This window comes from Enterobacter sp. I4, assembly GCF_022669095.1.
GTDB lineage: Bacteria > Pseudomonadota > Gammaproteobacteria > Enterobacterales > Enterobacteriaceae > Enterobacter > Enterobacter pasteurii.
Genome location: NZ_JALBUO010000001.1, coordinates 1,153,690 through 1,180,219, shown reverse-complemented (window position 1 = coordinate 1,180,219; position 26,530 = coordinate 1,153,690). Strand labels below are relative to the sequence as shown.

Below are 26,530 nucleotides of genomic sequence, written 5' to 3'. Positions count from 1 at the left end.
TTTCTTCAGGTTAGTGTAAACGCATACACTGACTTTTCTTACCTTCGCCAGAGGACATGACTATGGGCTATCAGCCTGACAAAAATCGTTACCAGACAATGCAGTACCGCCGCTGCGGGCAGAGCGGACTCAGGCTACCCGCCATCTCGCTGGGGCTCTGGCATAATTTTGGCGACGCGACGCTACTCGAAAACAGCCGTCAACTTTTACAGCGCGCCTTTGATTTAGGTATTACGCATTTTGACCTTGCCAATAACTACGGCCCGCCTCCCGGCTCAGCCGAACGTAACTTCGGGCGCATCCTGCAGGAGGATTTCCTGCCCTGGCGCGATGAGCTCATCATCTCCACCAAAGCGGGCTACACCATGTGGGATGGGCCCTACGGCGACTGGGGTTCGCGTAAATATCTGATCTCCAGCCTGGATCAGAGCCTCAAACGCATGGGACTCGAGTATGTGGATATTTTCTATCACCACCGTCCCGATCCGGAAACGCCGCTCGGTGAAACGATGAAAGCGCTTGACCATCTGGTGCGCCAGGGCAAAGCGCTGTACATCGGCCTGTCCAACTACCCGGCAGAGCTGGCGCGACAGGCGATTGAAATACTGGAGGATCTGGGCACGCCCTGTCTTATCCACCAGCCGAAGTACTCCATGTTCGAACGCGCTCCGGAAGCGGGTTTGCTCCAGGTGTTGCAGCAGAAAGGGGTGGGTTGTATTCCTTTCTCTCCCCTGGCGGGCGGACAGCTGACCGATCGCTATCTCCACGGTATACCCGCAGATTCCCGCGCAGCCAGCGGCAGTAAGTTTCTTAACCCAGAGCAGATCACCGAAGAGAAACGGGAAAAGGTTCAACAGCTTAACGCTCTGGCCGAAAGCCGCGGGCAGAAGCTGTCGCAGATGGCCCTGGCGTGGATCCTGCGCCATGAAGCCGTTACCTCAGTGCTGATTGGTGCAAGTAAGACCGCACAAATCGATGATGCGGTCGGCATGCTGGAGAATTTGCATTTCTCTGCGGACGAGTTAATTGCGATCGACAACATACTCAGTAGCACAACATAAAATCATCTTTAACAAAAAGTGCTCTCACCTGTGATTTCGGAGTTGAGGCGATGATAAGGGGCTTTACCACCCCTTAATATTGCGTTAACAGGCCGGACAACGGCCCCGATCGTGAAGGAGAAAAGTATGTTCAGGTCACTGATTCTTGCAGCGGTATTACTGGCTTCGGCCCCGCTGGTCGCCACTGCGGGCGAAATCACCCTGTTGCCATCCGTAAAATTACAAATTGGCGATCGTGATGACTACGGCAGATACTGGGACGGTGGCTACTGGCGCGACCGTGACTACTGGCATCGTCATTATGAATGGCGTAAAAACCGCTGGTGGAAACACGACAACGGCTATCACCGCGGCTGGGATAAACGCAAAGCCTATGAACGCGGCTACCGTGAAGGCTGGCGCGACCGCGATGACCGCCACGGCGGCAGGGGTCACGGGAGAGGCCGCGGACACGGCCATCACCATTAATTCTGAAAGGAGCCTTGCGGCTCCTTTTTTTATAGCCCTGCGATTGTGCCGACCAGCAGCCACAGGTTTAGCGCCACGACCACCAGCACGATGGCCCATCCGGTGCGTTTCACCAGCGCCGTATTGACCAGCTCGCCCATCAGCGTTTTGTCACTGGTAAAGATCAGCAGCGGCACCAGCGCAAGCGCAATTCCGAAACTCAGCAATACCTGGCTCATCACCAGAATGCGGGTTGGATCCAGCCCCATCAGAATGACAATAAAAGAAGGCAGCATAGTTACCGAGCGACGCACCCACAGCGGAATATGGAAACGGACGAACCCCTGCATAACCACCTGGCCTGCCAGCGTGCCTACAACCGTCGAAGAGAGACCGGCGGCAACGAGGCTCAAGCCAAAAATTGTGGCAGCGGCATGGCTCAGCAACGGCTCCAGCGTCAGATAGGCCTGATCGAGATCGGCGACACCGGTATGTCCGTTAAAGTGGAAGGCGGCAGCGGCGGTCGCCATCATTGCCAGATTCACAAATCCGGCGATGGTCATCGCGATAGCCACGTCCCATTTCGACGCGGAGTAACGCTCCTTACTCGTCCCACCATGCAGGTTCTGGGTCAGGGAAGAGTGGAGATAAATAACGTGCGGCATGATGGTTGCCCCCAGCACCCCGGCCGCCAGAAATACGGCTTCGGACGTAGGTAGCGAAGGGATTACCATTCCCTTCGTCAGCTGCGCCAGGTTCGGCTGAGAGAATACCAGCTCAACGATATAGGCGGCAGCGACAAACAGCAGCAGGCCGCCGATAACTTTCTCCAGGGGCTTCTGTCCCCGCCGCTGAAGCATCAGTATAAGGAACGTGGCGATACCCGTCAGCACAGCCCCCTGCAGCAGGGAGACGCCGAGGATGAGCTTGAACCCGATCGCCGCCCCGATAAACTCGGCGAGATCGGTGGCCATGGCGATAATTTCCGCCTGAACCCAGTAAAACCATACCGCCGGTCGCGGATAGTGGTCGCGGATTTGCTCCGCCAGGTTTTTTCCGGTGGCAATGCCGAGTTTGGCCGAGAGCATCTGAATCAGCATTGCCATCAGATTAGCCCACACCACCACCCACAGCAGCTTATAGCCGAAACTGGCTCCGGCCTGAATATTGGTCGCAAAATTACCCGGATCGATGTAGCCAATAGCGGCAATGAATGCAGGTCCCATTAATGCGAACCGCAACTTGCGTGCCGCCCTGCCGCTGCTACGCTCTACGCGACTGTTAGTCATTTCTGCCTCTGGAAATATAGCCTTTGCTATGTTTTATGCTATCAAAATGAGAATGATTATCAAGATCATTTAAAGTGGTTAACATGATTTCTCTGATAGCCGGGAACGATAGACAGGCAGGTGGAGCGATATCACAGAATGTGAAAATGCACGAACATTTGTGAAGCGTAGCACACAAACTTAACTTTTCACTCATTTACCTAACATAACAAAAATGTATTGTTGATCACTATTTTTGAGACTCGTCACAGGATGTAACTATAGTGTGGCCTTGATCTCGTTTTCTTTGTGCTTGTTACATAGAATGTGCACGGAAATTAAACCTGCCTCATATTTGGAGCAAATATGGACCGCGTCCTTCATTTTGTCCTGGCACTCGTTGTCGTTACTGCACTTGCATTGCTGGTCAGCACAGACCGCAAAAAAATTCGTATTCGCTATGTTGTCCAGCTGCTGGTCATTGAAGTTTTACTTGCGTGGTTCTTCCTGAACTCCAATGTAGGCCTCGGCTTCGTGAAAGGCTTCTCCGAAATGTTCGAAAAACTGCTCGGATTTGCCAACGAAGGGACAAACTTCGTCTTTGGCAGCATGAACGATCAGGGTCTGGCCTTCTTCTTCCTGAAGGTTCTCTGCCCTATCGTCTTCATCTCCGCCCTGATCGGGATCCTGCAGCACATCCGCGTTCTGCCCGTGGTTATCCGTGCGATTGGTTTCCTGTTGTCCAAAGTCAACGGCATGGGCAAGCTGGAATCGTTCAACGCCGTCAGCTCGCTGATCCTGGGCCAGTCTGAAAACTTTATCGCGTATAAAGATATCCTCGGCAAGATGTCCCGCAACCGCATGTACACCATGGCGGCGACCGCAATGTCTACCGTTTCCATGTCTATCGTGGGCGCGTATATGACCATGCTGGAGCCAAAATACGTGGTTGCGGCGCTGGTTCTGAACATGTTCAGCACCTTTATCGTTCTGTCGATCATCAACCCATACCGCGTGGACGCCAGCGAAGAGAACATCCAGATGTCCAACCTGCATGAAGGACAGAGCTTCTTCGAAATGCTGGGTGAATACATTCTGGCTGGTTTCAAGGTCGCGATTATCGTTGCCGCGATGCTGATTGGTTTCATCGCGCTGATTGCAGCGCTGAACGCCCTGTTTGCGGCCGTTCTGGGGATCTCCTTCCAGGGTATCCTGGGCTACATCTTCTATCCGGTCGCCTGGGTAATGGGTGTGCCGGCGCACGAGGCGCTGCAGGTGGGAAGTATCATGGCAACCAAGCTGGTTTCCAATGAATTCGTGGCGATGATGGATCTCCAGAAGATTGCCAGCACGCTGTCTCCACGTGCGGAAGGCATTCTGTCCGTGTTCCTGGTCTCCTTCGCGAACTTCTCTTCTATCGGTATCATCGCTGGCGCGATTAAAGGCCTGAACGAAGAGCAAGGTAACGTGGTTTCTCGCTTCGGCCTGAAGCTGGTTTACGGTTCAACGCTGGTGAGCGTACTGTCTGCCTCTATTGCAGCTCTGGTTCTGTAATACTGACCGCTTAACGAAAACCGGGAGCTTTCGCTCCCGGTTTTTTTATGTCTCCAGCGCCGTGAGCGGCACAGGCTTGCCGATTAAGTACCCCTGCATGTAATCCACGCCAAGGCCCAGTAGCGCCTCACGCTGTTCCGGCGACTCTACATATTCAGCCACCACGCAAAGGGATTTTGTTTTTGCCAGATTGCAAATGGACTGCACGATCATCGCATCCATGCTGTCGGTACAGATATCTTTCACAAAGCAGCCATCAATCTTGATGATATCGGCCTCCAGCCGCTTCAGGCGCTCAAAATTGGCATATCCGGTACCGAAGTCATCAATGGCGATACGAAAGCCGTAATCCCGCAGCAGCTGAATATTTTTCATGCTGCTGCCCGAGTCGGAAAACGCCTGCTCCTCGGTAATCTCGATAACGATATCCTGCGGCGCGACGGCATAGCGTTCGAAAAGCGCGATAATCTCTGCTGCACTCTCATTTTGCATTAACGTCAGCGGCATCAGATTAACGGAAAAACGCGTTCCGGCCTCGCTGGACGGGTGATCGCGCAGCCAGACCAGCAGCTTTTCCACCACGTTGAGGTCGAACCGGTGGCTCAGGTTAAACTGCGCAATCAGCGGGATAAAACGGTCCGGGGTGACGATCTCGCCCTCACTTTCCAGGCGAGAAAGAATTTCGAAGTAGCCTTCCCCGCGCGCGTTCTGAATGGGCTGGGCGTACAGGTGAATCCCGCCGATATCCAGGGCGCGTTTGATACGGGCCAGCATCAGCACCCTGTCCGTTGTCTGCCCGGAGACATCGTCCAGGCTGTTCGTTAACGCCAGCACATTATGCCCGGCACAAGACTGCTCGGAGAGCCAGCTCAGCTGTCCCAGCGTGTGGTGCAGGCTTTCACCATCCGGCACTTCTCCCCAGGATGCGCCAAACTCAATGTCCAGCTCCGTCTTGTTCCAGATAATCTTACGGCTGTTCAGATGGTCAACCATGTATTGCAGCCGCTCGGCGGTGCCCGGCCCCAGCAATACCAGAACCAGCTCGCTTCCAGGCAAATGGAAGAGCTTCTCGTCTTTTTGCAAAAGCGGTTGCAGCGACGTGGCAATCATCTTTTTACAGTGCACGCGCATAAGAATGCCGTAGTAGCGGCTCAGGAACTCGAGGTTATCCAGGCGCAGACAACACACCCTGGCGTCTGGATGTGTTTGCAGGAACGCTTCCAGCGCGCGGACGTTGGGCAAACCGGTGAGCGGATCGGTAAGTGCCCTGTCCTGCCAGCCCTGCTTTAGCCACTCGCTTTTCTGGTAAATCCGCGACATAAAAAGCAGGCAAATGGCGAATGAGATCAGAACAGACAGGATAAAGGAGAGCGAGTGACCCGACTCAACGCCGTTGAGGAAATTATAATTATAGGTCAATAGCATGAGCGCCGACGCTGCCCACAGCAGCGAGATGGGAGCATAGCTCAGGCGACCAATACCAAGCGTGAAAAGAATGAAAACTAAAGGCATCAAATAGCCTGCAATAATCTGCGATTCAAAAGGCGCACACAAAATTGCAATGAGGGAGACTAAAAGCATTAGCCACACTACTGTAAATACGGCTTTTCTGTCTGCGAACAGAGGCTTAACGCTGCGTCGCCAGAACGTGCGGGCATAACGGGGATTAATAATCATTCTTAATGGATAATAGAACATCATGGTAAAAATCAGCGCGGCGCAAATCAGGCTCTGAATATCGATAACATTATAAATTGCGGAGCCTTCGCCGAAATAAGAGGAGATTGTCACCGGAAAATCAAATAAATAGCCAGCCAGATACATTGATAATTTGATACCGACAGGTACCATAAAACCGAGCCAGAATATATGAATACCAACAGACTTATTTGGCATGCTGTACCGCCAGCGCTTGCCCAGCAGCAGGCGGATTACGCCGCATGCCGCAAAAACCGCGAACGTCTGACAAAATAATAGCGCGGCAGATTGTAGCGGTGCTAAATCAAGATTATATATGTTAGTAAAACTAAAACCAAACAGCAGCGGAATGACTGCCCGTCGCCCGAATAACAGCACGATGGCGAGCATGGCGCTCAGCGGCAACCATGCTAAATAAACATCATTTTCGTTTACAATGGCGCGCGGAGAAACATAACGGGAAAGGGGTATCACAAACAGGCATAGCGCCAGGGCAATGATAAATATCTTTACATTATTGTATATTTTTCTATTCATTAATTAAGAAAATCTATTTTACCATCGTCTTATTGACCGCATGGATAATAGGTTTATTAATTGCACGAATCAAGTTCAAGTCTAATTATGGACATGTTTATTGATTTGGATTGAGGTGAGGTATAGAAAACGACGTAATCGGCAACAAAACCAGTAAAAATATTTTACAACATATAAAAAAACCCCCGTCTTGCGACGAGGGTTTAAATTTTGGTGGAGCTAAGCGGGATCGAACCGCTGACCTCTTGCATGCCATGCAAGCGCTCTCCCAGCTGAGCTATAGCCCCACATGTTACTTTACCGACCGCACTCTGTTGGGTTCAGAGTTTGGTGGAGCTAAGCGGGATCGAACCGCTGACCTCCTGCATGCCATGCAGGCGCTCTCCCAGCTGAGCTATAGCCCCATCGTAAAGCTGTCATGTTGACGGGCGGCATAATATGAATTCCGCCGCAGAGTGTCAACGGCAAATTCAGTCTCTGCCTTTCAATCGCCGAAAAATCATGCAAATAAACCACTTTGCGAGCCTGCTCGCAGTCAGGAGTTAAGCCTGTCACGTTTTCACGTAAAACGGTGCTATAAAATGAACCACTAAATTAACCCCACAGATATTCAGGAAATTGCATGATCAAGGAACGAATGACGCCAGAAGAGTTAGCCTTGCTGACTGGCTATAGCCGACAGACCATCAATAAATGGGTACGTAAAGAGGGTTGGATTACTTCGCCAAAGCCAGGCGTTCAGGGCGGCAAGGCGCGTCTGGTACACGTCAATGATAAGGTGCGCGACTTTATTCGCAGCGCGCGCCGGGCAACAGAGACGCCGGACATGCCGGAAAATGCTTACCACGACGGTTCGCTTCATGCCCTGCTTCTGACGCTGGCGAATGAAATGACGCCGGATGAGCAAAAGCAGTTAACCTCTCTGTTACTGCGGGAAGGGATTACCGGATTATTGCAACGTTTAGGGATTCGCGAACAGAGCTGATATGAAAAGATTACGCAGCAAAATGACCACGGAAGAACTGGCGGACAGTCTGGGCGTAGCCCGACAAACCGTTAATCGCTGGATACGACAAAAAGGCTGGAAAACAGAGGGCATTAACGGTGTAAAGGGTGGAAGAGCAAGGGTGGTCTGTATCGATGCTCACGTAAAAGAGCATATCATCAGCCTTCCTGCCATTCGTAACCGACGCGCCATATACCAGCTGGCGGAAAGTCCTTCCCCGTATGGCGTGGCGACCTCAGCGAGCCTGCTTCCGCAAATCATCGACTCGCTGGAAAACATGACGACTGCCGAACAGGAACGTTTACGCACGTTGCTCGCCCGCGAAGGCTTGCAGGGTTTTCTTACACGTCTCGGTATTGCTGAATAGCAGACATAAAAAACGGCAGGTCACCCTGCCGTTTATCGTCACACGCAAGTATTACTGCTGGCTTTCACGCTCGGCAATAAAACCCAGCGCCTTGTTGATACGCGCAATGCTGCGTGATTTACCGATCGCATGAACGGTCACGTCCAGCGCCGGAGACTGGCCTGCCCCCGTCACCGCAACGCGCAGCGGCATGCCAACTTTACCCATGCCGATTTCCAGCTCATCAGCGGTAGCCTGAATCGCGTGGTGAACATTTTCAGCAGTCCACTCGGTAATGGCTTCCAGTTTGTCGCGCACCACTTCCAGCGGCTGGCGCGCAACCGGACGCAGATGCTTCTTCGCCGCGTCGGCGTCGAACTCGTCAAACTCTTCATAGAAGTAGCGGCAGCTCTGGGCAATCTCTTTCAGCGTTTTACAACGCTCGCCGAGCAGTTTTACCAGATCCGCCAGCTCGGGGCCGGTACGGGTATCGATATTTGCCTGCTCAATATGCCACTGCAGGTACGTCGCCACATATTCTGGCTGCATGGTATTGATGTAGTGGTGGTTCAGCCACAGCAGCTTGTCAGTGTTGAACGCACTGGCAGATTTGCTCACCGAGTTCAGAGAGAACAGCTCGATCATCTCTTCGCGGCTGAAGATCTCCTGATCGCCGTGAGCCCAGCCCAGACGCACCAGATAGTTCAGCAGCGCTTCCGGCAGATAGCCGTCATCACGGTACTGCATCACGCTCACCGCACCATGACGCTTGGACAGTTTTTTACCGTCGTCACCGTTGATCATTGATACGTGCGCATACACCGGCACTGGCGCGTTAAGCGCTTTGAGAATGTTGATCTGACGAGGCGTGTTATTGATATGGTCTTCCCCACGGATCACATGGGTGATCTCCATATCCCAGTCGTCCACCACCACGCAGAAGTTATAGGTAGGAGAACCATCGGTACGACGGATAATCAGGTCGTCCAGTTCCTGGTTGCTGAATTCGATCGGGCCACGGATCTGGTCATCAAAAATAACGGAGCCGTCCTGCGGGTTAGCAAAACGCACCACGCACGGTTCGTCAGCGGCATGTTCGCTGTGGTCATGACGGCAGCGGCCGTCATAGCGTGGTTTTTCACCGTTTGCCATCTGCTCTTCGCGCAGCGCATCCAGGCGCTCTTTGGAGCAGTAACACTTATAGGCGGTACCCGCGACCAGCATCTCGTCAATCACGGCGTTATAGCGGTCAAAACGTTTGGTCTGGAAGTAAGGGCCTTCATCCCACTGCAGATTCAGCCAGTTCATCCCATCCATAATGGCTTCAATTGCTTCCGGCGTTGAGCGCTCAAGATCGGTGTCTTCAATACGCAGCACAAACTCACCTTTGTTGTGACGTGCGAAAAGCCAGGAATAGAGAGCAGTACGTGCACCACCGACGTGCAGATAGCCTGTCGGGCTCGGCGCGAAGCGAGTTTTGATTTTCATGAAATGGCCTTACGTTATAAAGATGCCGGTAATCGGCAAATCCTGGGGAGAAAACAATGGGCAATATTCTATCACTGTGGGCCGATTCCTCAATGTCGATCACTTTATCCGGCCCGAGATTGCTGTTTTTGTTTAGAAATCATGCGCCGCAGTCGGTTTTGCGATCGTTTTGACTAATTTTACGACGAACGAATAAAAACTTTAGAAAATGCGTTGACTCATTTTCAACTCTCCCTATAATGCGACTCCACACAGCGGGGGTGATTAGCTCAGTTGGTAGAGCATCTCCTTTACACGGAGGGGGTCGGCGGTTCGAGCCCGTCATCACCCACCATCTACTTCGGTAGGCTCGCAGTGTAGATAAGAATTGAGATTGGGCGATTAGCTCAGTTGGTAGAGCATCTCCTTTACACGGAGGGGGTCGGCGGTTCGAGCCCGTCATCGCCCACCATTCTCACCTTATCGCAGTAGTTCCGAAATGGGCGATTAGCTCAGTTGGTAGAGCATCTCCTTTACACGGAGGGGGTCGGCGGTTCGAGCCCGTCATCGCCCACCATTTCGGGTCGTTAGCTCAGTTGGTAGAGCAGTTGACTTTTAATCAATTGGTCGCAGGTTCGAATCCTGCACGACCCACCAATGTAAAAAAGCGCCCTAAAGGCGCTTTTTTGCTATCTGCGATACAGCACCTTCTGCTGCAGTTTTTCTCAAGCTCCCCGCCGCCGTGCCGATACCTCTTATTTATGGCAAGAGGAATAAAGATGACCACCATTCATGCATCAACGCCATCCGTTCAGAGCCAAAGCACCGGCAGCAGCGGAAATGTGAGCGGCAACGATATCTCCGCACAAATCATGCGGATCACGAAGCAGATCACAAAGCTTACTCAACAGTTAAAAGAGCTTGCCGATAGCTCCGCCAGCGCAGAAGAAAAGAAAAAGCAGCAGGAGCTGATCCAGACGCAAATCAAAATGCTACAGGCGCAGCTGGCACAGTTGCAGCGCCAGCAGGCCGAAGAAGCGCAGAAAAAGCAGGAGCAAATGCTGGGTAAAGCCGAAGGGGTTAATCACCCTTCCGACGATCGTCAGATTGATGTCTATATCTGACAATCAGAAACGCTAAACAGCGGGTCGCGCGTGCGGGCCTGGGTTAATTTCTGAGACTGTATGCGCACCACTTCCCAGATAGCCTGCGCCGCTCCCGAGAGCGAGCGATTTTTACGGCGTACCAGCATCAGCTGACGCTCGATAGCTGGGGTAAAACGCTTAACAACCAGGCGGCTTCCCTGCGGCAGGGGCAGCGCCAGCGCCGGCAATACGCTGATACCGATTCCCGCTTCTACCATGGGGAATAACGTTGCGGGGTGGCCGATCTCCTGAACGATAGTAGCCTGAACGCCTTGCGCCGCCAGGGCTGCGTCAATCAGCGGGCGACTTCCCGACGCGTAATCCTGCAAAACCAGATTCGCCCCCTGGAGCGACTGCCAGCCCACCTGCGGTAACAATGCCAGCGGATCGTCGTCGCGACACAGCAGCAGGAAAGGTTCAGACAGGACAACCTCCGAAACCAGATCGCTCACCGGGCCGGGGTCAATAACGATGCCAAAATCCACCTCGCCCTGGCGGATGCTCTCCAGCACCCACTGCTGCGGCCTGTCGTGCAAAACAAAATCGATATCCGGGTAGCGCAGGTTGCCTTCAGCGATGCACTGGGGGATAAGGTGCGCGGAGATCGTCTGGCTCGCCGCCACTCTCACGGTGCCGGAAAGCTGTTGCCCGAGCCGGCCCACATCCCTCAGCGTGCTGTTCAGTTCATCCAGCAGCCTCTCCAGACGCGCGGCCAGCTGCTGTCCTGCTTCGGTGAGCACCACTTCCCGCGTCGTGCGGTCAAGGAGCTTTACGCCGGTCTGGGTTTCCAGCTCCTTAACGCTATGGCTGACCGCCGACTGGCTGAGGCCGATCATCTCCCCTGCCCGGCTAAAGCTGCGGGCCTGCGCGACGGTAACAAAAACGCGAAGCTGACGTAGTGAATAATTCATCTGATTAATTCATGAATGGATGCAATAAATCAATTTTATTTCTCAAAGGGAAGAAAGCACAATAGCGATATCTGATTTCAGGAGTGATTATGAAACTTTTTCGTATCCTTGATCCGTTTACGCTGACCCTTATTGCCGTCGTCCTGCTGGCCTCCTTCTTCCCGGCGCGCGGCGGTTTCGTTCCAGTTATTGAAGGGCTGACCACGGCCGCCATCGCGCTGCTGTTCTTTATGCACGGCGCCAAGCTCTCCCGGGAAGCGATTATTGCAGGCGGCAGCCACTGGCGGCTGCATCTCTGGGTAATGTGCAGCACCTTTATCCTCTTCCCGGTGCTGGGGGTGTTGTTTGCCTGGTGGGCACCGGTGAACGTCGATCCGGCGCTTTATACCGGTTTCCTCTATCTGTGTATTTTGCCGGCCACCGTACAGTCCGCCATCGCTTTTACCTCACTGGCGGGCGGCAACGTCGCGGCGGCGGTCTGCTCCGCTTCCGCTTCCAGCCTGCTGGGGATCTTTGTGTCCCCGCTGCTGGTTGGTCTGCTGATGAATATGCACGGCGCGGAGGGTAACCTGGAGCAGGTGGGTAAAATTTGCCTGCAGCTGCTGCTGCCGTTTGTGCTTGGGCACCTGTCCCGCCCCTGGATCGGCGCGTTCGTGGCTAAACGCAAAAAATGGATCGCGAAAACGGATCAGAGCTCGATTCTGCTCGTGGTTTACACCGCCTTTAGCGAAGCCGTTGTCAACGGCATCTGGCACAAGGTGGGGGCCGGTTCGCTGCTGTTTATTGTTGTGGTCAGTATCGTTCTGCTGGCGATCGTCATCGCGGTTAACGTCTTCGTGGCCCGCAAATGCGGCTTCAGTAAAGCCGATGAAATCACCATCGTGTTTTGCGGCTCGAAAAAGAGCCTGGCCAACGGGATCCCGATGGCCAATATTTTGTTCCCGACCTCTGTCATTGGGATGATGGTGCTGCCACTGATGATTTTCCACCAGATCCAGCTGATGGTCTGTGCGGTACTGGCGCGCCGTTACAAGGCGCAGACGGAAAAACTGGCGCAGGAAGAGACCCGCGCCGCAAAGGCTTAAGGACGCTTCAGGGGCTGAACCAGATGGGTCAGCCCCTCGGTTTTAACCAGTAACGTGACGGCCATCAGCTCGCCCAGACGCCCGGCGGGAAACTCGTCCTTACGGGCAAACCACAGCAGATACTCCTCCGGCAAATCAATGAGCCTGCGGCCCTTATATTTACCGAACGGCATCTCCGTATTGGCGATCTCAACGAGCTGCTCTTTTTCCACGTTATTCTCCTAACAGACGCATCATTTCCGCTTCGTCGATCACGTCAATGCCGAGCTCCTGCGCTTTGGCGAGCTTGGAGCCGGCCGCTTCCCCGGCAATTACCAGATCGGTTTTCTTCGACACGCTGCCCGCCACTTTTGCCCCCAGCGCCACCAGACGCGCCTTCGCATCATCGCGCGAGAGCTGGCTCAGGCTACCGGTCAGGACCACCGTTTTACCCGCGAACGGGCTGTCGATCTCTTCTGCATTAACCACTACCGGCGCGGGCCAGTGAATGCCCTGCTCCAGCAATTTGCCGATCACCTCGCGGTTACTCTCTTCGGCGAAGAAGTTAAAGACGTGGGTTGCAACCACAATGCCCACATCCGGGACTTTCTGTAACTCTTCTATGCTGGCTTTCTCCAGCGCGTCCAGCGTGCCGAAATAGGCCGCCAGGCCTGCCGCCGTCGCCTCCCCCACTTCACGAATGCCGAGCGCGTAAAGGAAACGGGCAAAGGTTGTATTTTTTGCCGCTTCCAGCGCATTGACCACGTTTTGGGCAGATTTTGGCCCCATCCGGTCAAGGCCGGTCAGCTTACCTGCCGTCAGCGTAAAGAGGTCTGCTGGCGTATGGACGTACTCTTTTTCAACGAGCTGATCGATAATCTTGTCACCCATTCCGTCGACGTCCATCGCCCGGCGGGAGACAAAGTGCTTGAGCGACTCCTTACGCTGTGCCCCGCAGATTAACCCGCCCGTACAGCGCGTTACCGCTTCACCCTCCACGCGCTCTACGTCCGAACCGCATACCGGGCAGTGGGCCGGAAACTCAATGGCGCGGGTATCGGCGGGACGCTCTGATTCCACAACGTTAACCACCTGCGGTATCACATCCCCCGCGCGGCGAATAACCACTTTGTCGCCAATGCGCAGGCCCAGACGCGCGATTTCATCGGCGTTGTGCAGCGTGGCGTTACTGACCAGCACGCCAGCCACCTGTACCGGCTCCAGACGCGCTACCGGCGTAATCGCTCCCGTACGGCCAACCTGGAACTCCACGTCGCGAACGACGGTCATCTGCTCCTGGGCCGGGAATTTAAAGGCCACCGCCCAGCGAGGCGCGCGAGCCACGTAGCCCAGCTGCTCCTGCAATGCCAGGGAGTTAACCTTGATCACCACGCCGTCAATATCAAACCCGAGAGCAGGACGATCTTCTTCTACCTTGTGATAGAACGCCAGCACCGCCTCAGGGGAGTCGCAAAGCTGCACGCGGTTGCTTACCGGCAAGCCCCACTCTTTGAACTGGAGTAAACGTCCCAGGTGGGTATCAGGCAGTTCTCCGCCTTCCAGGATCCCGACGCCGTAGCAGAAGAAAGTAAGCGGTCGCTTCGCGGTGATGCGCGGATCGAGCTGACGCAGAGAGCCTGCCGCCGCGTTACGCGGGTTCGCAAATACTTTTCCGCCGGTGCGGCGCGCTTCTTCGTTGATCTTCTCGAAGCCCGCCTGCGGAAGGAACACCTCCCCGCGTACTTCCAGCCGCGCGGGAATGTTATCGCCGCGCAGCTTCAGCGGGATCGCACGGATGGTGCGCACGTTGGTGGTGATATCTTCCCCGGTGGTGCCATCGCCGCGGGTCGCGGCACGCACCATTACGCCGTTTTCATAAAGAATACTGACGGCCAGACCGTCCAGCTTCAGCTCGCAGCACCAGCTCAGGTTGTCGACACTCTTCAGGCGATCCTGCACGCGCTTGTTGAAAGCCAGAAAACTCTCTTCATCAAACACGTTATCCAGCGACAGCATCGGCACCTCGTGGCGCACCTGGCTGAATGCGCCAAGCGGTTCCGCGCCGACGCGCTGCGTCGGGGAGTCGGGCGTAATCAGCTCCGGATGGCGGGCTTCCAGCTCGCGCAGCTCGCGCATCAGGCGGTCATATTCCGCATCCGGCACTTCCGGGGCGTCCATAACATGATAGAGATATTCATGATGGCGAAGCGTGGTTCGCAGTTCAGTAAGTTGTTGTTCGATTGAGTCCATATCGCACCATCAATGAGAAAAACCCCCGACAGGCGGGGGTTGAGGAGGAGTTGAAGTAAACGCGACGATTACGCGTTAGCTTCCTTAACTTCGCGGATGCGGTCCTGATATTCGCGCAGCTTCTGCGGCGTCATCATTCGACGCTGGTCGTCGAGCACCACACCGCCCACTTCGTCGGCAATGTGCTGAGCGGACTGGAGCATCAGCTTAAAGTTTTGCAGTTCGTCACCGTAGGACGGCACCTGCATAAAGATGGTTACGCCCGGCGTGACGAAATCACCGGTCATTTCCGGGTCAAACGTTCCTGGATTCACCATATTGGCCAGGCTAAACAGTGCCGGACCGCTGCCGTCAGGACTCAAATGACGATGGAAAATATTCATATCGCCAAATTTGAAGCCCGCCTGTTGAATGCTGTTAAGCAGCACATCGCCGTTCAGATGGGTGCCATGATGGGCGGCCACGTTCATGACGATCACCGCTTCTTTACGCTGCGGCTTTTCAACAACCGGTTCTGGCTCTGCGACCGGCTCAGGCTCTACGCGCGGAGCAGGTGCGGGCTGTGGCGCAGGCTGCACGGGTTCAGGCTGCGGCGGCTGCACCGGCTGCGGCTGCTGAACTGGCGGCGCAGGTTGTGGCGCGGGCTGCTGCTGCACAGGCTGCGGAGGCGCCTGACGCACAGGCTCTTCCACCGGCTGCGGCGCTGGCTGGCGCGGCTGGGCAGAGGCGTACGGCGGTTGATACTGGTGCTGCGGAGCGCGGGGGGCTTCATGCTCCCCATGAACCGCGCCGGGCGCACTATTGACCCGATGAACACGAACTTCACCCACGCCGTCATCGTCCAGCCCGTCGATGTCGTCTTCCACGTCATCGTCATCACGACTGGACTTCATGCGCTTCAGTGGACGATCGCGAAACATTGAGGAACGCTCTTTACGGCTGGTCCAGAAACCATGTACCAGTAAAGCGATTATGGCGATCGCGCCAACAATGATTAATATCAGACGCAAATCCTGCATCATTATATTCTCTGTTGTTCTAACACCTTGCCACCACGGCAAACATTTACTCACTAAGAGTATTTGCCGTTTACGTCAAGTGCAAGTGTGTGCAGAGCATTCACAGCATAAAGATGAACTAAATCGTGCTTTTTGCTGGTTTTTCGAACATTTCCGAACTGGTCATTGTCCCGTAACTGGATAATATAGGCGGGCAATTCCACTGGTTGTGTAAAAAGGAGTACAGCCTGGTATGGTTTCAACATCTTCTTCTGCCCCACGCAGCGGGGTCTGGTATTTTTCTCAGGGCTGGAAACTGGTCTCCCTGCCGGGCATTCGGCGCTTCGTGATCTTGCCGTTGCTGATCAACATTATTTTGATGGGCGGCGCCTTCTGGTGGCTGTTCACCAGGCTGGAAAGCTGGATCCCGTCCCTTATGAGCTATGTGCCGGACTGGTTACAGTGGCTTAACTACCTGCTCTGGCCAATTGCGGTTATTTCCGTGCTGCTGGTCTTCGGCTATTTCTTCTCGACGATTGCGAACTGGATAGCCGCGCCGTTCAACGGCCTGCTGGCCGAACAGCTGGAAGCGCGCCTTACCGGTGCAACGCCACCCGACACGGGCGTACTGGGGATCATGAAAGACATCCCCCGCATTATGAAGCGCGAATGGCAAAAGTTTGCCTGGTACCTGCCGCGCGCGGTCGTGCTGCTTATCCTTTATTTTGTGCCCGGCATCGGCCAGACGGTCGCGCCCGTGCTGTGGTTCCTGTTCAGCGCCTGGATGCTTGCCATCCAGTACTGTGACTACCCGTTTGATAACCATAAGGTGCCGTTTAAGGAAATGCGCACAGCTCTGCGCAGCCGGAAGGTTGCTAATATGCAGTTCGGCGCGCTCACCAGCCTGTTCACCATGATTCCTTTCCTCAACTTGTTCATCATGCCGGTTGCGGTATGCGGTGCTACGGCGATGTGGGTTGACTGCTATCGTGCAAAGCACGCGTTATGGAAATAATGCAAAAATGTGTAAACAAGGGGTAGCTTATGCTATCCCTTATTCCATACTGATCCCCATTATTTCCTTGCAGCATATAGATATGCGATTTCCTTACTTCCCCATACCTGTTCAACAGGTATGCTGGGTCGGTATCCCAATTTCATACAGTTAAGGACAGGCCATGAGTAAGATTTATGAAGACAACTCGCTGACTATCGGTCATACGCCCCTGGTTCGACTGAACCGTATCGGTAATGGACGCATTCTGGCGAAGGTCGAATCACGTAACCCGAGCTTCAGCGTTAAGTGCCGTATCGGTGCGAATATGATTTGGGATGCTGAAAAACGTGGCGTGCTGAAGCCGGGCGTTGAGCTGGTTGAACCAACCAGCGGCAATACCGGGATCGCGCTGGCCTATGTTGCGGCGGCGCGCGGCTATAAGCTGACGCTGACCATGCCTGAAACCATGAGCATTGAACGCCGTAAGCTGCTGAAGGCGCTGGGAGCAAATCTGGTCCTGACCGAAGGCGCGAAGGGCATGAAGGGCGCGATTCAGAAAGCGGAAGAGATCGTCGCCAGCGATCCGGCAAAATATCTGCTGCTTCAGCAGTTCAGCAACCCGGCTAACCCGGAAATCCACGAGAAAACCACGGGCCCGGAAATCTGGGAAGATACCGACGGCCAGGTCGATGTGTTTATCTCCGGCGTCGGCACCGGCGGCACCCTGACCGGCGTGTCTCGCTATATTAAAGGCACGAAGGGTAAAAAAGATCTGATTACCGTTGCCGTTGAGCCAACCGATTCTCCGGTTATAGCGCAGGCGCTGGCGGGTGAAGAGATCAAACCTGGCCCGCACAAAATTCAGGGTATCGGCGCGGGCTTTATTCCAGGCAACCTGGATCTGAAGCTGATTGATAAAGTCGTGGCCATTACCAATGAAGAAGCTATCTCCACGGCGCGTCGCCTGATGGACGAAGAGGGTATTCTGGCAGGCATCTCTTCCGGTGCGGCAGTTGCGGCAGCCCTTAAGCTGCTGGAAGATGAAACCTTTACCAACAAGAATATTGTGGTTATCCTACCGTCTTCGGGTGAGCGTTACTTGAGCACCGCACTGTTTGCCGATCTCTTCACAGAGAAAGAGCTGCAACAGTGATGCCAGTATGTTAAAAACGCGTAAAAAAGCACCTTTTCAGGTGCTTTTTTGTGGCCTGCTTCAAACTTTTACCCCTCCTGGCATTGCTTCACCCCGTTGGGTCTGGTATTTAAACCAGCAATTATTTTGATGCGCGAAATTAATCAGTGAAGGAAATAGCGCTGCTGAATCGATTTTATGATTTGGTTCAAGTCTTGCTTTCACTGCATAATGTTTAATGACGATTGAAACGTCAGCGCTAACTATACAGGCTAAAGTTAAGTCGCCAGGCTAGACTTTAGTTCCACAACACTAAACCTATAAGTTGGGGAAATACAATGTTCCAGCAAGAAGTTACCATTACCGCTCCGAACGGTCTGCACACCCGCCCTGCTGCTCAGTTTGTTAAAGAAGCGAAAGGCTTCACTTCTGAAATCACTGTGACTTCTAACGGCAAAAGCGCTAGCGCGAAAAGCCTGTTCAAACTGCAAACTCTGGGTCTGACTCAGGGTACCGTTGTGACCATCTCCGCAGAAGGTGAAGATGAGCAGAAAGCAGTTGAGCATCTGGTTAAGCTGATGGCTGAGCTCGAGTAAGTTTACCGGGTTCTTTTCAATATCAGTCACAAGTAAGGTAGGGTTATGATTTCAGGCATTTTAGCATCCCCGGGTATCGCTTTCGGCAAAGCACTGCTGCTGAAAGAAGACGAAATCGTCATTGACCGGAAAAAAATTTCTGCCGACAAGGTTGATCAGGAAGTTGAACGTTTTCTGAGCGGTCGTGCCAAGGCATCTGCGCAACTGGAAGCGATCAAAACTAAAGCTGGCGAAACTTTCGGTGAAGAAAAAGAAGCCATCTTCGAAGGGCACATTATGCTGCTCGAAGATGAGGAGCTGGAGCAGGAAATCATAGCCCTGATTAAAGATAAAGGCATGACGGCCGACGCGGCTGCGCATGAAGTTATCGAAGGTCAGGCATCTGCCCTGGAAGAGCTGGACGATGAATACCTGAAAGAGCGTGCGGCTGACGTACGTGACATCGGTAAGCGCCTGCTGCGCAACATCCTGGGTCTGGCCATCATCGATCTGAGCGCGATTCAGGACGAAGTGATCCTGGTTGCCGCTGACCTGACCCCGTCTGAAACCGCACAGCTGAACCTGAACAAGGTGCTGGGTTTCATTACTGACGCAGGTGGACGTACCTCCCACACCTCAATCATGGCGCGTTCTCTGGAGCTGCCAGCCATCGTGGGTACCGGTAGCGTCACCTCTCAGGTTAAAAACGACGACTATCTGATTCTGGATGCCGTAAACAACGTGGTTTACGTCAACCCAACTAACGATGTGATCGAGCAACTGCGTGCCGTTCAGGAGCAGGTTGCTACCGAGAAAGCAGAACTCGCTAAACTGAAAGACCTGCCAGCCATCACGCTGGACGGCCATCAGGTTGAAGTTTGTGCCAACATCGGTACCGTACGCGACGTTGATGGCGCTGAGCGCAACGGTGCGGAAGGTGTAGGTCTGTATCGTACTGAATTCCTGTTCATGGACCGCGACGCCCTGCCAACTGAAGAAGAGCAGTTTGCAGCGTACAAAGCTGTTGCTGAAGCCTGCGGCTCTCAGGCAGTTATCGTCCGTACCATGGACATCGGCGGCGACAAAGAGCTGCCGTACATGAATTTCCCGAAAGAAGAGAACCCGTTCCTGGGCTGGCGTGCCGTGCGTATCGCTATGGATCGCAAAGAGATCCTGCGTGATCAGGTTCGCGCTATCCTGCGTGCCTCCGCTTTCGGTAAGCTGCGCATCATGTTCCCGATGATCATCTCTGTTGAAGAAGTGCGTGCACTGAAAAAAGAGATCGAAATCTACAAGCAGGAACTGCGTGACGAAGGTAAAGCGTTTGACGAGTCAATCGAGATCGGCGTGATGGTGGAAACACCGGCAGCCGCGACCATTGCGCGTCATTTAGCCAAAGAAGTTGATTTCTTTAGTATCGGTACCAATGATTTAACGCAGTACACCCTGGCAGTTGACCGTGGTAATGATATGATTTCACATCTCTACCAGCCAATGTCACCGTCTGTACTGAATTTGATCAAGCAAGTTATTGATGCTTCTCATGCAGAAGGTAAATGGACTGGCATGTGTGGTGAGCTTGCAGGCGACGAACGTGCTACACTTCTGTTGCTGGGTATGGGTCTGGACGAATTCTCTATGAGCGCCATTTCCATCCCGCGCATCAAGAAGATTATCCGTAACACGAACTTCGAAGATGCGAAGGTATTAGCAGAGCAGGCTCTTGCTCAACCGACAACGGACGAGTTAATGACGCTGGTTAACAAGTTCATTGAAGAAAAAACAATCTGCTAATCCACGAGATGCGGCCCAAATTACTGCTTAGGAGATAAGTCTAATGGGTTTATTTAGTAAACTGTTCGGTGACAAAAGCAATAGCGACTCCGGAACTATTGAGATTGTTGCTCCGCTCTCCGGCGAGATCGTCAACATCGAAGACGTGCCGGATGTAGTGTTTGCTGAGAAAATCGTTGGTGATGGCATTGCTATCAAACCAACTGGCAACAAAATGGTTGCTCCAGTTGACGGCACCATTGGTAAGATTTTTGAAACCAACCATGCGTTCTCTATCGAGTCCGATAGCGGTATCGAACTGTTCGTTCACTTCGGTATCGACACCGTTGAACTGAAAGGCGAAGGCTTCAAACGTATCGCGGAAGAAGGCCAGCGTGTTAAGGTTGGCGACCCGGTGATTGAATTCGATCTGCCTCTGCTGGAAGAAAAAGCGAAGTCTACCCTGACTCCGGTTGTTATTTCCAACATGGACGAAATCAAAGAGCTGATCAAACTGTCCGGCAGCGTCACCGTGGGTGAAACCCCGGTTATCCGCATCAAGAAGTAATTCTTACCGCACAGAAAAATGGCGCCTTCGGGCGCCATTTTTGTTTATGCGGGCAGGATCAGCTCATCATAGCCTTTCGACTGCGTGTAAATCATGACGTCAGTCACCCGATCGCCTGCCATGCGGATGGCGTCAGCAACGGTTTTTCCCCCCACGATACCGCTCACCAGTTCTGAACAGAACAGATCGCCGGTTCCCTTGAGATCCGTCTCGACGCGCGGGTGCGCGCTTACGGTAACGCCCGCTTTGCTCACCAGCACGACGTGAATATTCTGCGGATCGTCGGCCACGGGCGCGCTGGTGATCGCCACCCACTTCAGCGTATCAGACAGCAGCCCCTGCGCGGCGGCAATGGCGCTCTCCGGCGTGCGGCACGGCTTTCCGCTTAACACTTCCAGCTCAAACACGTTGGGCGTAATGCCCTGCGCCAGCGGCAGCAGATGCTCCCGATAGGCCTCAGGAATATCGGGTTTCACGTACATGCCGCTGTCGATATCGCCGATCACCGGATCGACCAGCACCAGCAGTTCCGGATGCTGCACTTTGATCGCCTTCAGCCACTGAGCCAGCAGAACGATCTGGCTGGCGCTGCCCATATAGCCGGTGGTCACCGCCTTAAGCTCGCGCAGGATTTCGCGCTCTTCCAGCGCCTTAAGGTAGCCGCTGAACCACTCATCCGGGATCACGCCGCCGTAGAAGGTGTCATAGTGCGGCGTATTGCTGAACAGCACCGTCGGCACGGCGGTCACGTTAAGCCGGTGGGTACGAATATTCGGTACCGCAATGCTGTTACCCACGCTGCCGTACACCACCTGAGACTGTACGGCGACAATATCGGTTTGCTGCGCCCGGGTTTTATCCCGGAATAAAATCATCTCCATGACGCTTAAATCCCCGACCCCTGCGAATAACTCTCTTCACCAAAGACGCCGGTAGACAGGTAACGATCGCCGCGATCGCAAATAATCGCCACGACAACCGCCCCCGGCGTGGACTCTGCCACCCGGATCGCGCCCGCTACGGCACCGCCAGAGCTGACGCCGCAGAAGATTCCTTCACGCACGGCCAGCTCACGCATGGTATTCTCCGCCTCGCGCTGGTGAATATCCAGCACCTGGTCCACCAGCTGCGCGTTAAAGATGCCCGGCATATACTCCTCAGGCCAGCGGCGAATTCCTGGAATGCTGCTCCCCTCCTCCGGCTGCAGGCCGACAATCGTCACCGGGCTTGCCTGCTCGCGCAGAAAACGCGACACGCCGGTGATGGTGCCCGTGGTGCCCATGCTGGAGACAAAGTGGGTAATGCGCCCGTCGGTTTGCTGCCAGATTTCCGGGCCGGTAGTGGTGTAGTGCGCGTACGGGTTGTCCGGGTTATTGAACTGGTCGAGCAGCTTGCCTTCCCCGCGCTCGGCCATCGCCAGCGCCAGGTCGCGCGCCCCTTCCATCCCCTGCTCTTTGGTCACCAGAATCAGCTCGGCCCCGTAGGCGCGCATGGCCGCACGGCGCTCCTGGCTCATGTTGTCAGGCATCAGCAGCTTCATGCGGTAGCCTTTCAGGGCGGCAATCATCGCCAGCGCGATCCCAGTGTTCCCGCTGGTGGCTTCAATTAACACGTCGCCGGGCTTTATCTCGCCGCGCTTTTCGGCCTGGACAATCATCGACAGCGCCGCGCGGTCTTTTACCGAGCCTGCGGGATTATTGCCTTCGAGTTTGACCCAGATTTCGCTGCCGTTGTCCGGCCCCATGCGCTGAAGCTTGACCAGAGGAGTGTTGCCGATGGTGTGTTCGAGTGTATTCACGATTTTTACTCAATAAAAAAGCCGGGTGACGCGTAGCGATCCCGGCCTACAAGACGCAGTGATAACTGTACGCCCGGCAGGCGCGGTGCCACCGGGCGATAAACATCCTACTAACCTATCAGGCTGACTCCGCCAGAGCAATATCCTCGCGCGTCTCGATGCGCTCGCTGCCGTGATAAATGCGCGCGTGCTGCAGCCCCACAAACAGGCGTTCACCGCGGTGCGGCGGCTCGTCGTCGCGCATAACAACGGTCAGCGGCTCGGTGTACCAGCCCAGGGGCTGTACCACCAGCTGGGTGTAGTGGCCTTTAGGGCTAGCCTCCAGCACCTGCACCGGCAGCGGGGAATCCAGGCTGGTGCGGCGGCTGACGTCCACTTCCCACGGGCGCAGGAACAGATCGACCGGCCCCTGATGCGCGGAGGTGTAGCCCAGCGGCCAGCGATGCGCGCCGACGTGGAACTGGCCGCCGCGGATGGTGCCCTTCAGGCGGTTTACTTCGCCCATAAACTCCAGCACAAAGCGGGTCGCCGGTTCACGCCAGAGCTGTTCCGGCTCGTCAACCTGCTCGATGTTGCCCTGACTCATCACCACCACGCGGTCGGCCACTTCCATCGCCTCCTCCTGATCGTGGGTCACGAAGACGCTGGTGAACTGGAGCTCCTCGTGCAGCTGGCGCAGCCAGCGGCGCAGCTCTTTGCGCACCTGCGCATCCAGCGCGCCGAACGGTTCATCCAGCAGCAGGATTTGCGGCTCAACGGCTAACGCGCGCGCCAGCGCCACGCGCTGTTTCTGCCCGCCGGAAAGCTGCGCCGGGAAGCGATCGGCCAGATGAGCAAGCTGCACCATCTCCAGCAGTTTGGTCACTTTCGCTTTGATGGCTGCGGCATTCGGACGCTCGCGACGCGGGAGCACCGTCAGGCCAAAGGCGATGTTATCGAAAACCGTCATGTGGCGGAACAGGGCGTAATGCTGGAACACAAAGCCCACCTTGCGGTCGCGGGCATGCAGACGGCTCACGTCGGTGCCGTGGAAGCGGATATGACCGCTGCTCTGGTGCTCAAGGCCGGCGATAATACGCAGCAGCGTGGTTTTACCGGATCCCGACGGCCCCAGCAGCGCCACCATTTGTCCGGAAGGGATATCCAGCGAGATATCGTTCAGCACCTGGGTGCGACCAAAAGACTTCTTAATATTGGCAATCTCAATGCTCATGATTTCCCTCCTGATGCTGACGTTTTTCCTGATTCTCTAAACGCCACTGCACCACACTCTTCAAAAACAGGGTCAAAATCGCCATCAGCGTCAGCAACGCTGCGGCAGTAAAGGAACCGACGGAGTTGTAGTCCTGTTCCAGTAGTTCAATCTGTAACGGCAGCGACAGCGTTTCGCCGCGAATCGAGCCGGATACCACCGACACCGCACCAAATTCGCCAATCGCGCGGGCGTTGGTCAGCACCACGCCGTAAAGCAGCGCCCAGCGGATATTCGGCAGCGTCACGCGGCGGAACATCTGCCAGCCGGAAGCGCCTAACAGAACGGCCGCTTCATCCTCGTTGCTGCCCTGGCTTAGCATCACCGGCACCAGCTCGCGCACCACGAACGGGCAGGTCACAAAGACCGTCACCAGCACCATGCCCGGCCAGGCGAACATGATCTGCAGGTCGTGCTCATCAAGCCACCCGCCCAGCGGGCCGTTGGAGCCGTAGAAGAGCAGATAAACCAGGCCCGCCACCACCGGCGAAACCGCAAACGGGATATCCAGCAGGGTCAGCAGCAGCTGACGCCCCGGGAAGTTAAAGCGCGTCACCAGCCAGGCGAGCAATACGCCAAACACCAGATTCACCGGAACGGTGATGAGGGCAATCATTACCGTCAGCCAGATGGCGTGCAGCATGTCTGGATCGGCCAGGTTTTGCAGCGCGGGCATGATCCCCTTGCTGAAGGCCTGAACGAAGATGTATACCATTGGCACAACGAGGATGAAGGCGGAAACCAGCACGCCGGTACCAATCAGAAACCATTTGCCCCAGTTGATGCGGGGCGCGTCATAACGCTTCAATTGCGTAACTTCCGCCATCAGTGACCTACCACACGTCGACCAAAGCGACTTTGCAGAGTGTTAATCGAGAACAGCAGCAGCAGCGACGCGGCAAGGATCACCGAGGCGATCGCGCTCGCGGCCGGATAATCAAACTCCTGCAAACGCACAAAAATCATCAGCGAGGTGACTTCGGTTTTCCACGCGATGTTCCCGGCGATAAAAATAACCGCGCCAAATTCACCGAGGCTGCGGGTAAAGGAGAGCGCCACGCCCGCCAGCAGGGCCGGCGAAAGTTCCGGCAGCACCACCTTGCGAAAACTCTGCCAGCGCGTGGCGCCCAGCGTTTCTGCGGCCTCTTCATATTCGGGGCCCAGCTCTTCCAGCACCGGCTGCACGGTACGCACCACGAACGGGATGCTGGTAAAGGCCATCGCCATCGCGATGCCTAGCCAGGTGTACGTGACTTTGATATCGAACTTTGCCAGCCATTCGCCGTAAAAGCCGTTCACGGAAAACAGCGACGCCAGCGTTAAACCGGCCACCGCCGTCGGCAGCGCAAAAGGCAGATCCATCAGCGCATCGAGCAGCGTGCGGCCCGGAAAGCGGTAGCGGGTTAAGATCCACGCCATCAGCAGGCCAAACACGCCGTTAAATATTGAGGCCACAAACGCGGACAGCAGCGTGACCTTATAGGCGGCCACCACCTGCGGGTTAGTGACCACTTCCCAGTACTGGGACCAGCTCATTTCAGAGAGCTGCACCACCAGCGCGCTGAGCGGCAACAGCAAAATCAGACAGACGAACAGCAGGCTGGTCCCGAGGCTTAAGGTAAAGCCCGGCAGCACGCGTCTGGAGGAGACTGCAAACATTACTTACGCCCCGCCGCCAGCAATTTGTCTAACTCACCGCCGCTGGCAAAATGCGTTTTCATCACCTCAGGCCAGGCGCCGAAGTGGTCTTCCACGCGGAACAGCTCGGTCTGCGGGAATTTGTCTTTCAGCTTGTTCATGACTTCGGGATTGTTCACGCGGTAGTAATAGTCGGTGATCACCGTCTGGGCCTGCGGGCTGTACAGATAGTTAAGGTAGGCTCTTGCCGCTTTCTCGGTGCCGTTGGCCTTGACGTTTTTATCCACCCACGCCACCGGGAACTCGGCCAGAATGTTGGTTTTCGGGATCACGACCTCGAATCCCTGCGCTTCATACTGCTTGCGGATATTGTTCACTTCGGATTCAAAGCTGATCAGCACGTCACCCAGCCCGCGCTCGGCGAAGGTGGTGGTCGCGCCGCGACCGCCGGTATCAAAGACTTCGACATTCTTCAGGAACCGGGTCATGAACTGTTCGGTTTTCGCCTTATCGTTACCGTCAGCTTTGTCCGCCGCGCCCCACGCCGCCAGATAGGTATAGCGCGCGTTACCGGAGGTTTTCGGATTCGGGAAAATCAGTTTTACGTCAGAACGCACCAGGTCGTTCCAGTCGTGGATATTCTTAGGATTGCCCTTTCGCACCAGGAAGCCCATGGTGGAGTAGAACGGCGAGCTGTTGTTAGGCAGGCGGCTCTGCCAGTCCGCCGGGATCAGCTTGCCCCTGTCGTGCAGGATCTGTACGTCAGTGACCTGATTGTAGGTCACCACATCCGCCTTCAGCCCCTGCAAAATCGCCAGCGCCTGCTTGGATGAACCGGCATGGGACTGCTTGATGGTCAGCCTGTCGCCGTTATTCTCTTTCGCCCACTGCTGCTCAAAGGCGGGGTTAAGGGCGGCAAACAGCTCGCGCGAGACATCATATGAACTGTTCAGCAATTCGGTTGCCTGCGCCTGCGCCACCAGCAGTAAACCTGCCAGCGCCAGCGATCCTTTTTTCAGTACAGTAACGGCCATTGCGCACCCTT

At 55.0% G+C, this 26,530-nt stretch carries 25 protein-coding genes and 6 tRNA genes; 16 read left to right on the top strand and 15 right to left on the bottom strand.

Annotation, left to right across the window (positions count from 1 at the left end; translation table 11 throughout):
* The first annotated feature begins 62 nt into the window (after positions 1–62).
* Both mgrA and MOQ06_RS05590 read left to right on the top strand, forming a co-directional pair.
* On the top strand, positions 63–1,061 hold the full coding sequence (mgrA, locus tag MOQ06_RS05595; protein ID WP_242171856.1) for an L-glyceraldehyde 3-phosphate reductase: 999 nt from the start codon (positions 63–65) through the stop codon (positions 1,059–1,061).
* Between the two features lie 126 nt (positions 1,062–1,187).
* A complete protein-coding gene (locus MOQ06_RS05590; RefSeq protein ID WP_193354521.1) occupies positions 1,188–1,529 on the top strand; it encodes a DUF2502 domain-containing protein in 342 nt (113 codons plus the stop codon).
* Between the two features lie 29 nt (positions 1,530–1,558).
* On the opposite strand, the gene MOQ06_RS05585 is transcribed toward MOQ06_RS05590, so the two are convergent.
* Positions 1,559–2,797 (bottom strand): Nramp family divalent metal transporter, encoded by a 1,239-nt coding sequence (locus MOQ06_RS05585; RefSeq protein ID WP_148419985.1) that lies wholly within the window; start codon positions 2,795–2,797, stop codon positions 1,559–1,561.
* A gap of 345 nt (positions 2,798–3,142) precedes the next feature.
* On the opposite strand from MOQ06_RS05585, the gene nupC reads away from it, so the two are divergent.
* Entirely contained in the window at positions 3,143–4,330 is a 1,188-nt protein-coding gene (gene nupC / locus MOQ06_RS05580) for a nucleoside permease NupC (protein WP_148419986.1), read from the top strand.
* Between the two features lie 45 nt (positions 4,331–4,375).
* Here the strand turns inward: nupC and MOQ06_RS05575 are convergent, their stop codons facing one another.
* The 3 genes from MOQ06_RS05575 to MOQ06_RS05565 all read right to left on the bottom strand — a co-directional run bounded on the left by MOQ06_RS05575 (position 4,376) and on the right by MOQ06_RS05565 (position 6,969).
* The gene (locus tag MOQ06_RS05575) at positions 4,376–6,565 is read right to left on the bottom strand and encodes an EAL domain-containing protein (RefSeq protein WP_193354520.1); all 2,190 of its coding nucleotides are present in this window, start codon (positions 6,563–6,565) and stop codon (positions 4,376–4,378) included.
* A 211-nt stretch (positions 6,566–6,776) separates the two neighbouring features.
* Positions 6,777–6,852: transfer RNA gene (locus MOQ06_RS05570), tRNA-Ala, on the bottom strand.
* Positions 6,853–6,893: 41 nt separating this feature from the next.
* Positions 6,894–6,969, bottom strand: a tRNA-Ala gene (locus MOQ06_RS05565).
* A 218-nt stretch (positions 6,970–7,187) separates the two neighbouring features.
* On the opposite strand from MOQ06_RS05565, the gene MOQ06_RS05560 reads away from it, so the two are divergent.
* On the top strand, positions 7,188–7,550 hold the full coding sequence (locus tag MOQ06_RS05560) for a YfeC-like transcriptional regulator (RefSeq protein WP_148419988.1): 363 nt from the start codon (positions 7,188–7,190) through the stop codon (positions 7,548–7,550).
* A gap of 1 nt (position 7,551) precedes the next feature.
* Entirely contained in the window at positions 7,552–7,938 is a 387-nt protein-coding gene (locus MOQ06_RS05555; protein WP_242171853.1) for a YfeC-like transcriptional regulator, read from the top strand.
* 51 nt (positions 7,939–7,989) lie between these two features.
* On the opposite strand, the gene gltX is transcribed toward MOQ06_RS05555, so the two are convergent.
* On the bottom strand, positions 7,990–9,405 hold the full coding sequence (gltX, locus tag MOQ06_RS05550; protein WP_242171847.1) for a glutamate--tRNA ligase: 1,416 nt from the start codon (positions 9,403–9,405) through the stop codon (positions 7,990–7,992).
* Between the two features lie 258 nt (positions 9,406–9,663).
* On the opposite strand from gltX, the gene MOQ06_RS05545 reads away from it, so the two are divergent.
* The 5 genes from MOQ06_RS05545 (at position 9,664) to MOQ06_RS05525 (ending at position 10,508) form a co-directional block, all read left to right on the top strand.
* A tRNA-Val gene (locus tag MOQ06_RS05545) sits at positions 9,664–9,739 on the top strand.
* A 41-nt stretch (positions 9,740–9,780) separates the two neighbouring features.
* Positions 9,781–9,856, top strand: a tRNA-Val gene (locus tag MOQ06_RS05540).
* 29 nt (positions 9,857–9,885) lie between these two features.
* Positions 9,886–9,961 (top strand) — tRNA-Val (locus MOQ06_RS05535).
* Between the two features lie 4 nt (positions 9,962–9,965).
* Positions 9,966–10,041, top strand: a tRNA-Lys gene (locus tag MOQ06_RS05530).
* A 122-nt stretch (positions 10,042–10,163) separates the two neighbouring features.
* Complete coding sequence (locus MOQ06_RS05525) at positions 10,164–10,508, top strand: FlxA-like family protein (RefSeq protein WP_176609810.1); 345 nt, start codon at positions 10,164–10,166, stop codon at positions 10,506–10,508.
* On the opposite strand, the gene MOQ06_RS05520 is transcribed toward MOQ06_RS05525, so the two are convergent.
* A complete protein-coding gene (locus MOQ06_RS05520) occupies positions 10,499–11,440 on the bottom strand; it encodes a LysR family transcriptional regulator (RefSeq protein ID WP_148419991.1) in 942 nt (313 codons plus the stop codon). The two genes, MOQ06_RS05525 and MOQ06_RS05520, sit on opposite strands and share 10 nt — an antisense overlap.
* An 89-nt stretch (positions 11,441–11,529) precedes the next feature.
* Between MOQ06_RS05520 and MOQ06_RS05515 the strand changes: the two genes are divergently transcribed.
* A complete protein-coding gene (locus tag MOQ06_RS05515; RefSeq protein WP_193356696.1) occupies positions 11,530–12,525 on the top strand; it encodes a bile acid:sodium symporter family protein in 996 nt (331 codons plus the stop codon).
* Here MOQ06_RS05515 and MOQ06_RS05510 read toward each other — a convergent pair.
* The 3 genes from MOQ06_RS05510 to zipA all read right to left on the bottom strand — a co-directional run bounded on the left by MOQ06_RS05510 (position 12,522) and on the right by zipA (position 15,776).
* On the bottom strand, positions 12,522–12,737 hold the full coding sequence (locus MOQ06_RS05510) for a DUF3820 family protein (RefSeq protein WP_242171842.1): 216 nt from the start codon (positions 12,735–12,737) through the stop codon (positions 12,522–12,524). The two genes, MOQ06_RS05515 and MOQ06_RS05510, sit on opposite strands and share 4 nt — an antisense overlap.
* A 1-nt stretch (position 12,738) precedes the next feature.
* A complete protein-coding gene (ligA, locus tag MOQ06_RS05505; RefSeq protein ID WP_242171839.1) occupies positions 12,739–14,754 on the bottom strand; it encodes an NAD-dependent DNA ligase LigA in 2,016 nt (671 codons plus the stop codon).
* A gap of 68 nt (positions 14,755–14,822) precedes the next feature.
* Entirely contained in the window at positions 14,823–15,776 is a 954-nt protein-coding gene (zipA, locus tag MOQ06_RS05500) for a cell division protein ZipA (RefSeq protein WP_242171836.1), read from the bottom strand.
* Between the two features lie 229 nt (positions 15,777–16,005).
* Between zipA and cysZ the strand changes: the two genes are divergently transcribed.
* The 5 genes from cysZ (at position 16,006) to crr (ending at position 20,797) form a co-directional block, all read left to right on the top strand.
* Complete coding sequence (gene cysZ / locus MOQ06_RS05495) at positions 16,006–16,767, top strand: sulfate transporter CysZ (protein ID WP_242171832.1); 762 nt, start codon at positions 16,006–16,008, stop codon at positions 16,765–16,767.
* A gap of 163 nt (positions 16,768–16,930) precedes the next feature.
* Complete coding sequence (gene cysK, locus MOQ06_RS05490) at positions 16,931–17,902, top strand: cysteine synthase A (protein ID WP_006811453.1); 972 nt, start codon at positions 16,931–16,933, stop codon at positions 17,900–17,902.
* 317 nt (positions 17,903–18,219) lie between these two features.
* Positions 18,220–18,477: a phosphocarrier protein Hpr gene (ptsH, locus tag MOQ06_RS05485; RefSeq protein WP_000487600.1), complete on the top strand. Its 258-nt coding sequence runs from the start codon at positions 18,220–18,222 to the stop codon at positions 18,475–18,477.
* A gap of 45 nt (positions 18,478–18,522) precedes the next feature.
* On the top strand, positions 18,523–20,250 hold the full coding sequence (ptsI, locus tag MOQ06_RS05480; protein WP_023314613.1) for a phosphoenolpyruvate-protein phosphotransferase PtsI: 1,728 nt from the start codon (positions 18,523–18,525) through the stop codon (positions 20,248–20,250).
* A gap of 43 nt (positions 20,251–20,293) precedes the next feature.
* Entirely contained in the window at positions 20,294–20,797 is a 504-nt protein-coding gene (gene crr, locus MOQ06_RS05475) for a PTS glucose transporter subunit IIA (protein WP_022648946.1), read from the top strand.
* A gap of 44 nt (positions 20,798–20,841) precedes the next feature.
* On the opposite strand, the gene pdxK is transcribed toward crr, so the two are convergent.
* The 6 genes from pdxK to MOQ06_RS05445 all read right to left on the bottom strand — a co-directional run bounded on the left by pdxK (position 20,842) and on the right by MOQ06_RS05445 (position 26,519).
* A complete protein-coding gene (gene pdxK / locus MOQ06_RS05470; protein WP_242171829.1) occupies positions 20,842–21,678 on the bottom strand; it encodes a pyridoxine/pyridoxal/pyridoxamine kinase in 837 nt (278 codons plus the stop codon).
* A 5-nt stretch (positions 21,679–21,683) separates the two neighbouring features.
* Entirely contained in the window at positions 21,684–22,595 is a 912-nt protein-coding gene (cysM, locus tag MOQ06_RS05465; protein ID WP_242171826.1) for a cysteine synthase CysM, read from the bottom strand.
* A gap of 118 nt (positions 22,596–22,713) precedes the next feature.
* Positions 22,714–23,808, bottom strand: a complete 1,095-nt coding sequence (gene cysA / locus MOQ06_RS05460) for a sulfate/thiosulfate ABC transporter ATP-binding protein CysA (protein ID WP_193356700.1) — start codon at positions 23,806–23,808, stop codon at positions 22,714–22,716.
* Positions 23,798–24,673, bottom strand: a complete 876-nt coding sequence (cysW, locus tag MOQ06_RS05455; protein WP_148419999.1) for a sulfate/thiosulfate ABC transporter permease CysW — start codon at positions 24,671–24,673, stop codon at positions 23,798–23,800. Before cysW ends, cysA begins: the two co-directional genes overlap by 11 nt.
* A complete protein-coding gene (cysT, locus tag MOQ06_RS05450; RefSeq protein ID WP_242171825.1) occupies positions 24,673–25,506 on the bottom strand; it encodes a sulfate/thiosulfate ABC transporter permease CysT in 834 nt (277 codons plus the stop codon). The genes cysW and cysT overlap by 1 nt, the downstream gene beginning before the upstream one ends.
* The gene (locus tag MOQ06_RS05445; RefSeq protein WP_242171824.1) at positions 25,506–26,519 is read right to left on the bottom strand and encodes a sulfate ABC transporter substrate-binding protein; all 1,014 of its coding nucleotides are present in this window, start codon (positions 26,517–26,519) and stop codon (positions 25,506–25,508) included. The genes cysT and MOQ06_RS05445 overlap by 1 nt, the downstream gene beginning before the upstream one ends.
* Positions 26,520–26,530 lie beyond the last annotated feature (11 nt).